This is a genomic window from uncultured Microbacterium sp. (assembly GCF_937927635.1).
Lineage (GTDB): Bacteria > Actinomycetota > Actinomycetes > Actinomycetales > Microbacteriaceae > Microbacterium.
The window spans coordinates 1-10,321 of sequence record NZ_CALBRW010000014.1; the positions used below are offsets into that span (position 1 = coordinate 1).

General features: G+C 71.3%; 8 protein-coding genes. All 8 read left to right on the plus strand.

The genetic code is table 11. The features are described from left to right. Positions 1 to 458 precede the first annotated feature (458 nt). Entirely contained in the window at positions 459 to 1,799 is a 1,341-nt protein-coding gene (locus tag Q0568_RS04285) for a cytosine permease (protein ID WP_298862788.1), read from the plus strand. A gap of 31 nt (positions 1,800 to 1,830) precedes the next feature. Next, positions 1,831 to 3,378 carry a hydantoinase/oxoprolinase family protein gene (locus tag Q0568_RS04290; protein WP_298862790.1) on the plus strand — a complete coding sequence of 516 codons (1,548 nt, stop codon included), beginning with the start codon at positions 1,831 to 1,833 and terminating at the stop codon, positions 3,376 to 3,378. Between the two features lies 1 nt (position 3,379). After that, positions 3,380 to 4,522, plus strand: coding sequence for a DUF917 domain-containing protein (locus tag Q0568_RS04295; protein ID WP_298862792.1), 1,143 nt, complete (start codon positions 3,380 to 3,382; stop codon positions 4,520 to 4,522). Further along, complete coding sequence (locus Q0568_RS04300; protein WP_298862794.1) at positions 4,519 to 5,619, plus strand: DUF917 domain-containing protein; 1,101 nt, start codon at positions 4,519 to 4,521, stop codon at positions 5,617 to 5,619. The genes Q0568_RS04295 and Q0568_RS04300 overlap by 4 nt, the downstream gene beginning before the upstream one ends. Before the next feature lie 9 nt (positions 5,620 to 5,628). Further along, complete coding sequence (locus Q0568_RS04305; protein WP_298862796.1) at positions 5,629 to 6,663, plus strand: DUF917 domain-containing protein; 1,035 nt, start codon at positions 5,629 to 5,631, stop codon at positions 6,661 to 6,663. After that, a complete protein-coding gene (locus tag Q0568_RS04310; RefSeq protein WP_298862798.1) occupies positions 6,660 to 8,174 on the plus strand; it encodes a CdaR family transcriptional regulator in 1,515 nt (504 codons plus the stop codon). The genes Q0568_RS04305 and Q0568_RS04310 overlap by 4 nt, the downstream gene beginning before the upstream one ends. Positions 8,175 to 8,250: 76 nt before the next feature. Continuing rightward, a complete protein-coding gene (locus Q0568_RS04315; protein ID WP_298862800.1) occupies positions 8,251 to 9,582 on the plus strand; it encodes a M20/M25/M40 family metallo-hydrolase in 1,332 nt (443 codons plus the stop codon). An 89-nt stretch (positions 9,583 to 9,671) separates the two neighbouring features. After that, positions 9,672 to 10,321: MFS transporter (locus Q0568_RS04320; RefSeq protein WP_298862802.1), on the plus strand; the 650-nt coding region annotated here is incomplete at its 3' end.

The following is a 10,321-nucleotide window of genomic DNA, read 5'->3' on the forward strand; positions in this document are numbered from 1 at the left end:
TGCTCATGCCCGTCGGAGACGACCCCGCGCCCGGCTGAGTCGCGCCCCTGCATCGAAGGGCCGCTGCGGCCGAGAGAACGGGACTTCGCCGAACGCACGGCTTGTTCGCGTGAGGTTCCCGTGCATTCGGCGAGGTGCCGTGCTCTCGACGTGGAGAAAGGGTGAGCTCAGCGCTTCTTCGGCGCCTTCGGCGGCAGGGCGGAGACGTGCGCGTGTGCACGCGCGACCCAGCCGGCGGCGTCCTCGCCGGCCGGGATGCTGAGATAGCCGCCCATCGGGCGCTCGGCCGGGCCGAAGGGCCCGGCCCCCGCGGCCGAGAGCTGCTCAGCATCCGCTCACGACCAAACAGTGCAAGCCGCACAACCCGACGAGATTCTCGTGCAGAACGCACATATCGCCCGGCGCGAGGCGTGGCTACTGTTGCCACAACCCTCATCCCTCCTCTGGAAGGCACCCTCATGGCACGCATGGCGCACGCCGACGACTTCGCACTCTCGCGGGTCACTCCCGAGGCGCGCAAGCCCTGGTTCGGGATCGCACTGCAGCGATTCGGGCAGGTCTCCGCGCTCTCGCAGTTCCTGCTGGGCGCGACTCTCGGCTTCAGCATGACCTTCGGTGAGGCCGTCCTCGCCTTCCTGTTCGGCTCGATCATCCTCGAGGTGATCATGTGCGTGGTCGGCTTCATCGGCCAGCGCGAGGGGCTGAACACGGCGCTGCTCGCGCGATGGACCGGGTTCGGCGAGATCGGAGCCTCGCTGGTCGGGCTCGCGATCGGCATCAGCCTGATCGGCTGGTTCGGCATCCAGTCCGCGATCTCGGCGCAGTCGCTCGACGCGCTCATGCCGGGCGCGCTTCCCGTCTGGGCGTGGAGCCTGATCTTCGGCCTCGCGGTGACGGCCATCGTCGCGTTCGGCTTCGTCGGCATGCAGTGGCTCGCCAACGTCACCGTGCCGCTGTTCCTGATCCTGGTCGGCTGGTCGGTCATCGGCGAGCTCAGCCGCCACGACATCGGCGAGCTGCTGACCAGCCCCGCCCCCGGGCCGACCATGAGCGTCTGGGCGGGTACGGGCATCGTCGCCGGCGGCCTGATCGTCGGCGCGATCATCACCGGCGACATGACCCGGTTCAACCGTTCCCGCGCCGACGTGGTGAAGCAGACAGTCCTGGGCGTCTCGCTCGGCGAGTTCGTCATCGGCCTCGCCGGCGTGCTGCTGGCGCACGCCGCCGGCACCGGTGACATCGTCGCGATCGTGACCTCGTCGGTCGGCTTCATCGGCCTGTTCATCGTGATCACCGGCACGCTGAAGATCAACGACTGGAACCTGTACTCCTCCACGCTCGGCCTGGTGAACTTCATCTCCACCGCCTTCGGCCGCAACCTGCACCGCGTCACGACCACGGTCGTGCTCGGCGTCGTCGGCTCCGTGCTCGCCGCCGTCGGCATCCTCGGCCAGTTCACCTCGTTCCTGATCGTGCTGAGCGTGGCCTTCCCGCCGATCGCCGGCATCATGGTCGCCGAGTACTTCATCGTGCGCCGCTGGCGCGGTGAACTCGACGCCACCCGCGACGCGGGGACGCTCCCCGAGACCGCGCCGCGACTCGTGCCGGCGACCCTCATCGTGTGGCTGGTGTCGTCCCTGGTCGGCTACTTCGTCACCTGGGGCATCCCGTCGCTGCTGAGCCTCTTCCTCTCGATGGTGCTCTACGTCATCGCAGGCAAGCTCGGCCTGGTGCGCGGCGTCGGCGTCGCCACCACCCGGCAGACCCCGGCATCCGATTCGCAGCCCGTCGGCGCCTGAGCGCCCGGCCTCCACACAGAAAGCGAGAACCATGCACATCGGCATCGACGTCGGCGGCACCAACACCGACGCAGTCCTGATGGACGCCACCCGCACGCTGGCGGGGGTCAAGCACTCCACCACCTCCGACGTGACGAGCGGCATCGTGCAGGCCATCGAGGACCTGCGCGCCAACCACCCCTTCGAGGGCGACGACATCGATGCGGTGATGATCGGCACCACGCACTTCATCAACGCGCTCGTGCAGGCCAGCCGCCTCGCCCCGACGGCGGCCCTCCGGCTCGGACTGCCCGCCACCCGGGCCCTCCCGCCCCTGGTCGACTGGCCGGAGGTGCTCGTGGAGGCCACCCGCGCCCGCAGCTACCTGGCGCACGGCGGCTACGAGTTCGACGGGCGGCCGATCTCGCCGATCGACCCCGAGGAGCTGCGCGCGCACGCCGAGGACATGAAGGCGAACGGCATCCGCTCCGTCGCCATCTCGTCGGTCTTCAGCCCGGTGAACCACGACCTCGAGTCCCAGGCCGCCGAGATCATCGGCGAGGTGCTGGGCGACGACGTCGCCATCTCGCTGTCCCACGAGATCGGCCGGATCGGCCTGCTCGAGCGCGAGAACGCGACGATCATCAACGCCGCCCTGCGCGAGCTCGCCTCGGAGATCGTCGACGGGCTCACCTCCGCCGTGCGCGCACAGGGCATCGAGGCGCCGATCTTCCTCAGCCAGAACGACGGCACGCTGATGGACGAGGAGTACGTGCGCCGCTACCCGGTGGCCACCTTCGCCTCCGGTCCGACCAACTCGATGCGCGGCGCGGCCACCACCAGCGGTCTCGACGACTGCGCCGTGATCGACGTGGGCGGCACCACCGCCGACATCGGGCTGCTGATCAACGGATTCCCACGCGAGACGGCGAACGAGGTGAAGGTTGCCGGCATCCGCACCAACTTCCGGATGCCGGACGTGCTGTCGCTCGGCATCGGCGGCGGCAGCATCGTCGACGAGGAGACCGCTGAGGTCGGCCCCGCATCGGTCGGCTACCGGCTCACCACCGAGGCGCTCGTGTTCGGCGGCAGCACCCTGACCGCCACCGACATCGCCGTGGCCGCCGGCCGTGCCGACGTCGGGGACGCCTCGAAGGTCGCCCACCTCGACCCGGCGTTCGTCGCCCGCGTGCTCGAGCGCATCGCCGAGCGGGTCTCCGAGGCCGTCGACCGAATGCGCACCTCGCCCGAGCCGATCGCCGTCGTCGCCGTCGGCGGCGGGTCGATCCTGCTGCCCGATGAACTGCCCATGTTCGGCACCGTGCACCGCCCGGAGAACTACGCCGTCGCGAACGCCATCGGCGCCTCGATCGCCCAGGTCGGCGGCGAGATCGACAAGGTGTACGCAATCGAGCCCGGTCGTCGCGACGAGACGATCGCGGCGGTGCGCGCCGAAGCCGTCGACAAGGCCATCGCCGCGGGCGCCAAGCCGTCGACGGTCTCGGTCATCGACTTCGACGAAGTGCCCATCCCGTACCTTCCCGGCAACGCCACGCGCATCCGCGCCAAGGCCGTCGGCGACCTCGACATGGGGGCGTGACATGACCTGGACGATCACCGCCGAGCACATCGATGGACTCGCCCGCGGCGCGGCGGTGCTCGGCACCGGCGGCGGCGGGGACCCCTACATCGGAGCGCTCCTGGCCCGCCAGGCGCTCGCCGGCGGCGACGTCACCGTGGTCACTCTGGACGAGGTGCCCGATGACGCGGTCGTGCTCTTCGTCGCGATGATGGGCGCACCGACCGTGATGGTCGAGAAGCTGCCCAGCCTGGACGAGGTCGTCGAGCCGGTCCGCGCGCTCGGCGTGCATCTGGGCCGACCCATCACGCACATCGCGTGCGCCGAGGTCGGTGGCGTGAACTCCACCATCCCGATCGCGGCCGCCGCAGCTCTCGGCCTGCCTCTGATCGACGCCGACGGGATGGGCCGTGCGTTCCCCGAACTGCAGATGGTGCTCCCCACGCTGTACGGCGTGACCGCATCGCCTCTGGCGTTCAGCGACGAGAAGGGCAACACCGGCGTGCTGCAGACCGTCGACAACGCGTGGACCGAGCGCATCGCCCGCGTCGCGTGCGTGGAGATGGGATGCTCGGTGATGATCTCGGGCTTCTCGATGTCCGGCACGCAGGCGCGCGACTCGCTCGTCTCCGGGTCCCTGTCACGCTGCATCCAGATCGGACAGGCCATCGTCGGAGCCCGCGAGGAGAAGACCGACCCCGTGGCCGCCGCCGTGGCGCTGCTGAACGGGCGCGAGCTGTTCGACGGCAAGGTCGTCGATGTGCAGCGCGCCACCACCACCGGTTTCGCGCGCGGACGCGCGCGCATCGAGGGCGAGGGCGACTCGGCGATCACGCTGCAGTTCCAGAACGAGCACCTCGTCGCCGAGAAGGACGGTCAGGTGCTCGCCACGACGCCCGACCTGATCATGGTGCTCGAGGGCGAATCCGGTGAGCCGATCACCACCGAGGCGCTGCGCTACGGCCAGCGCGTGCGCGTGATCGCCGCCCCGGCCGACGAGCGCTGGCATTCCGCCGAGGCGCTCGCGATGGTGGGACCGGGCTACTTCGGCTACGACATGCCGGCGCATCGCTTCGACGGCACGATCTCCGCCGGGCACGGTGCCGACGTCGCGGGCGAGGCAGAAGCATGCGATGCACTGAGCGAGCGCAGCGAGTCGAAGTGAGCTGGCAGCTGACCGCCGCCGACCTGCCCGACCTCGCGCGGGGCGCCACCCTGCTCGGCACCGGGGGAGGAGGGGATCCGTACATCGGCAAGATGCTCGTCGAGCGCGTGCTCGGCGAGGGGTCGATCACCATCCTCGACCCCGATGAGCTCGCCGACGACCTCTTCGTCATCCCCACCGCGCAGATGGGCGCGCCGACCGTGATGGTCGAGAAGATCCCCGCCGGAACCGAGCCGACGCTGGCACTGCGCACGCTGGAGAAGCACCTCGGACGCACGGCCGACGCGACCATGCCGATCGAGTGCGGCGGAATCAACTCGATGATCCCGCTGGTCGTCGCAGCCGAGACGGGTCTGCCCGTGGTCGATGCCGACGGCATGGGCCGCGCGTTCCCCGAGCTGTCGATGGAGACCTTCGCCGTGTACGGCGTGCACGGCTCGCCCCTCGCCCTCGCAGGCGAGCGGGGCGAGCAGGTCGTGATCGACACCGGCGACGACGATCGGCAGATGGAATGGCTCGCCCGCGGCATCACGATCCGGCTCGGCGGGGTGGGACATATCGCGGAGTACGCGATGACCGGCGCCGACGTGCGCCGCACCGCCGTGCCCCGGACGATCTCGATGGCCCTCGCGCTCGGTCGCGCCATCCGCCTCGCCCGCGAGGAGCACCGCTCGCCGTTCGAGGCGATCGGCGCGACCCTCGCCTCGACCCTGTACCCGCACCTGCGCGAGCTGCACGTCGGGAAGGTCGTCGACGTGGAGCGCCGCACGACCGAAGGCTTCGCGAAGGGCAGAGCGGTCATCGCACCGCTCGGCGACGACGGCGAGACCTTCGAGATCTCGTTCCAGAACGAGAACCTCATCGCCCGCCGCGGCGGGCGCCTCGTCGCCATCGTGCCCGACCTCATCTGCGTCGTGGACCACGAGACCGCGGAGCCGATCACCACGGAAGGGCTGCGCTACGGTCAGCGGGTGCGGGTGCTCGGCATCTCGACTCCGGCGATGATGCGCACCCCCGAGGCGCTCGCCGCCTTCGGCCCCTCGGCGTTCGGCCTGCAGGAGGACTTCGTCGCCGTCGAGGAGCTGGCCGGGCCCTAACCTGGATGCATGGTGAGCCGGCTCGGGCAAGACGATCTGACCGCGCTCGCGCGCGGTTACGCGCTGCTCGGCTCGGGCGGCGGCGGGCCGACGACCATGCTGGAGCTCATGCTCGCCGGTTCGGCGACGTGGCCGATCGACGTGGTCGATCCCTCCGCGCTCGACACCGCGACACCGTGCCTCGGCGTCGCGTTCGTCGGGTCCACCATGCTCCTGAGTGAGCGGATGCCGGGGATCGACCCCTTCGGGCCGCTGATCGCCGCCGTCGAGCGGTGGCTCGGACACGAGGTGCCCGCCGTGTGCTCGCTGGAGGGCGGCGGCATGAACGGTCTCGCCCCGCTGACGCTCGCCGGCACGCACATCGTGGTCGATGCGGACTGCACCGGCCGCGCCGTTCCCGGCCTCGACCAGATGTCGCTGTTCGTGGACCGTGTGCCTGGCATCGTGGTCGCGTGCGACACCGGCGCCGGTGGGGTGGCGCTCGTCGAGGCGGCGCGTGCGATCGACGTCGAGCGGGTGGTGCGCGCCGCGATCATCCAGGCGGGTGGCGCCGGCTGCGCGGTCTTCGCAGGATTCACGGTCGGCGACCTCCGCGAGCACGCGATCTCCGGCCACCTGGCCCACGCGCTCGACCTCGGCCGTGCGTTCGTCGCAGCATCCGGACGCCCCCTCGCCGAACTGGCGGATGCGCTCGGCGCACAACTGGTCGCCGAGGGGCGGATCCTGTCGGTCTCGGCCCTCGCCGACGACCCGCACGTCAGCGCCGTGGAGATCGCCGGCGCCGGCGGCACGGTGCACCGGGTGATCACGCGCTCCGAGACACTCGCGGTGGTGAGCGACGGGCAGGTCGTCGCCGCGGCACCGACAGTGATCGTCGCGATCGACGCCATCTCGCGGGAGGTGCTGGAGGTCACAGAACTGTCCCTCGCCCGCAATGTGGCCGTGTTCGCGATCCCGGCGCCGGCATGGTGGATCGCGGCTCCTGGCCGCGTCGAGCATGTGCGCCCCTCGGCGTACGGTCTCGCCGAGCTGGACGTGGCATGAGCACCGGGCTGCGCCTCGCCGCGCTGCTCGCGCATCCTGAGAACGGCGGACTCGCCCGCGTGGCGGGGCCCGCCGACGTCGAGTGGGAAGGAGTCGCGGTCGAGGATCGTGAGGACGAGCTGGCCTCCTCGGGCTCGAGGCGGCTCGCCGTGCTGATATCGGGCATGCCGCCCACGACCTGGCAGCAGGACGCCCTGCTGCGGCGCGTCCGAGACCGCGGATACACGGGCCTGGCGCTTCCCGGTGCGGCCGGGATCGACGGCGGCGCCCGCCGCCTCGCAGACCGCATCGGCCTCAGCCTGCTCGATGTCGCGCGCCCGGTGCAGCTTGCGAAGGCCTGCTGGATGCTGATCGAGGCGCGCGACGCCCTGACGCTCAGCCAGGTGCGCAAAGTGGCGCAGTCGTTCGAGTACTCCGCCGACGACCTCGCCGACCTGCTGCGGCACATCGCCGCGAACCTCAGCAGGGGCGTCGCCCTGATCGACAGGGCGGGGGTCGTGCTCGAGGCCGGCGGCCACCTCGGCGAGGAGCTGCACGCGGCGATCGGGTTCGACTCGTGGACCGATCTCGCGCACGCAGGTGACGCGGCCGCGGCATCCGTGCGCGTCGACAGCCCCGGCCGTACGGGGCTGCGGCTCGTCCTCTTCGGCGACGGCCTCGGCGAGGCGCAGCTGAAGTCGCTGACGGTGGCGGCCGAGATCGCGATGCCGGCCATCGCCGCCCGCATCCTGATCGACGAGGTCGCGGCCATCAACGACGTCGCCGTCTCGTCCGCTCTGCTGCGCGACTTCACCGATCTGCACGGTGCGCCGGACGACGACATCGATCGCCGGATGCTCGAACGCGGCTGGCGCACGCAGGGTCATCATCTGGGCTTCCACCTGGCCGCGAGGGGCCGCCTGGACGCGTTCTCGCTGCTGCGCTCCCTGCGCGCCGGCCTCGGCGCCATCGACGCGGAGGCGCACGCCACCACCGCGGGGCGCGGGGTCAGCGGATGGCTGACCTTCGCCGAGCCGCCGGGACCGGAGCGCGTCGAGCGCGCCGTCGCCGCGCTGCGCGAGCTGCACACCGGAGCGGTGAAGGCCTTTCCCGTGGCCACCGGGGTGGGCTCGCTGCAGCAGGGCCCCTCCGGCCTGGCGACGACGCTCGACGAGGCGGGGGACGCCGCCCGCATCGCGGCCGCACGATCGGCGACCGGCTGGTTCGTGCGCGTCGACAGCCTGGGGCTCGAGCAGCTGCTCCTGGCATGGACGGGCAACGACACCTTCGTGCCGGCCGCCGAGTCGTTGCTTGCGCCGCTGCGCGAGGGCGGCGGCGAGCTGCTGAGCACGCTGGCCGCCTACCTCGACCACGAATCCGGCATCGCGGCGACGGCGGCGACGCTCGGCCTGCACCGCAACACGGTCGCCGTCCGGATCCGGCGGGTGCAGGAGCTGCTCGGCATCGACATGAACGACCCCGAGGCGCGCTTGGCCCTGCACCTCGCCTGCCGGGCTGTGCTGATGCGCTGAGGCGCCGGTTCGGGCATCCGTCGTGTCACGCACCGGCTGGGCGCGGCAGGCCGTTCAACGCGGCTACGCTGGCCCGATGAGCACCATCCGCCCCGGCATCGCCGAGCGTCTGTCCCGGATGATCCAGCTGCCCACGGTCTCGGCCGAGCTCGAGCAGCGCGGGCTCGAGCCCTTCCAGGCCTTCGAGCGGCTGATCGCCGAGCAGTACCCGCTCGTGCACGAGCACCTCGCACTCGAGAAGCACACCGACCTCGGGCTGCTGTTCCATTGGAAGGGCCGGGACGCGGCATCCGATCCGGTGGTGCTGATGGCCCACTACGACGTCGTGCCGGTGGACGAGTCCGACCCGTGGACGCATCCGTCCTTCGAGGGACGCATCGCCGACGGCCGCGTGTACGGTCGCGGGGCGCTGGACGACAAGGGCCCGCTGATCGTCGTGATCGAGGCGGTCGAGAACCTGCTGGCCGACGGCTTCACTCCGGCGCGGGACGTGTATCTGTCGTTCGGCGGCAACGAGGAGAGCTTCGGCACCGCCGCGCTCGCCATCTCGGACGCGTTCCGCGAGCGCGGGATCCCCCCGTGGCTCGTCGTCGACGAGGGCGGTGCGGTGGTCGACTCGCCGCTCCCGTTCGTGCCCGGCGGCGCGGCCATGATCGGCGTGGGGGAGAAGGGCATCGTCACGCTGCGGCTCTCCACCCGCGGCGACGGCGGCCACGCCTCCACCCCGCCGACGCTCACGGCCGTGCGGCGCATCGCCCGCGCCGTCGACCGCCTGGACCCGTCGATGTTCCCGGCGCGCACGCCGAAGGCGATCAGCCGGATGCTCGCGCAGTTCGCCACCCGCACGCCGGGCGCGGCCGGCTTCGGGCTGAGGGCGCTCAGCCGGATGCCGATGATCACGGCGCAGCTGTTCGCGCGCCTGGGCGGCGAACCCGCGGCGCTCGTGCGCACCACGGTCGCCGCGACCATGCAGTCCGGCGGGACCGCGGCCAACGTCATCCCCTCGCAGGCATCCGCCACGATCAACCTGCGCCTGGCCCTCGGCGAGACCGTCGACGGCACCGTGCTGCGGGTGCGCGACCGCATCCGCGATCCGCAGGTGGCGATCGAGGTGCTCGACGGCAGCGATCCCTCTCCGGAGTCCGCCACCGACGGCGCCCCGTGGGACCTGCTCGCCGATGCGCTGGCGGTGTCGCATCCCGGCATCCCGGCCACGCCGTACGTGATGATGGCGGCGACCGACTCCCGGCACTTCCATCGCTTCGCGCCCGCGGTCTACCGGTTCGCACCGCTGGAGATGTCATCCGTGCAGCGCGCCGCCATCCACGGGGTCGACGAGTACGTCGAGATCGACGCGCTGGAGCGCGGTGAGCGGTTCCATCGCGCGCTCCTCGAACGGCTAGGGTGATCTCACCCGCCCTTCGTCTCGTCGCTCCGCTCCTCGCTCAGGAACCGGGATGACGAGCATCCTGCTGGACCGCCCGAACAGGAGGCGCGATGACGCGCACCGCATCCGCCCGCGCGACGCTCGGCGCGCTCGCCGCCGTGGTCGGCTTCCTCGCCTTCGTCGAGTTCACCAGCGGCGTGCTGCAGGGGTACTACACGCCCATGCTCACGGACATCGCCCGGCACCTCGGCATCCACGACGCGGACGTGAACTGGCTCGAGGGCGCCCAGCTGATGCTCTCGGCGCTCGTCGTGCCGGCGTTCGCGAAGCTCGGCGACATGATCGGGCACAAGCGGATGCTGCTGGTCTCGACCGCGCTCACCGCGGCGGCCGCCCTGGTGCTGCCGTTCACCGACTCGTTCGTCGTCTTCCTGATCGGCTGGGCGCTGATGGGGTTCTACGTGGTGTGGCTGCCGCTGGAGATCGCGCTGATCTGGTCGCGGTCGCGCTCCATGGAGGGCCGCTCGGTGATCACGGCGCGGGCGGCGGGCATGCTCGTCGCGGCCCTGGAGACCGGCGCGATCCTCGGCGCGCTCGCCGGCGGCGCGCTGATCGACGTCCTGCCGCTGTGGGTGGTGCTGCTCATCCCCGCGCTGCTGATCATCGTCTGCTTCTTCGTCATCCTGTTCGGGGTGAGGGAATCGCCTGAGCTCACCGGCGGGCAGCTGGACACGGTCGGCATCGTCCTCATCTCGCTGGC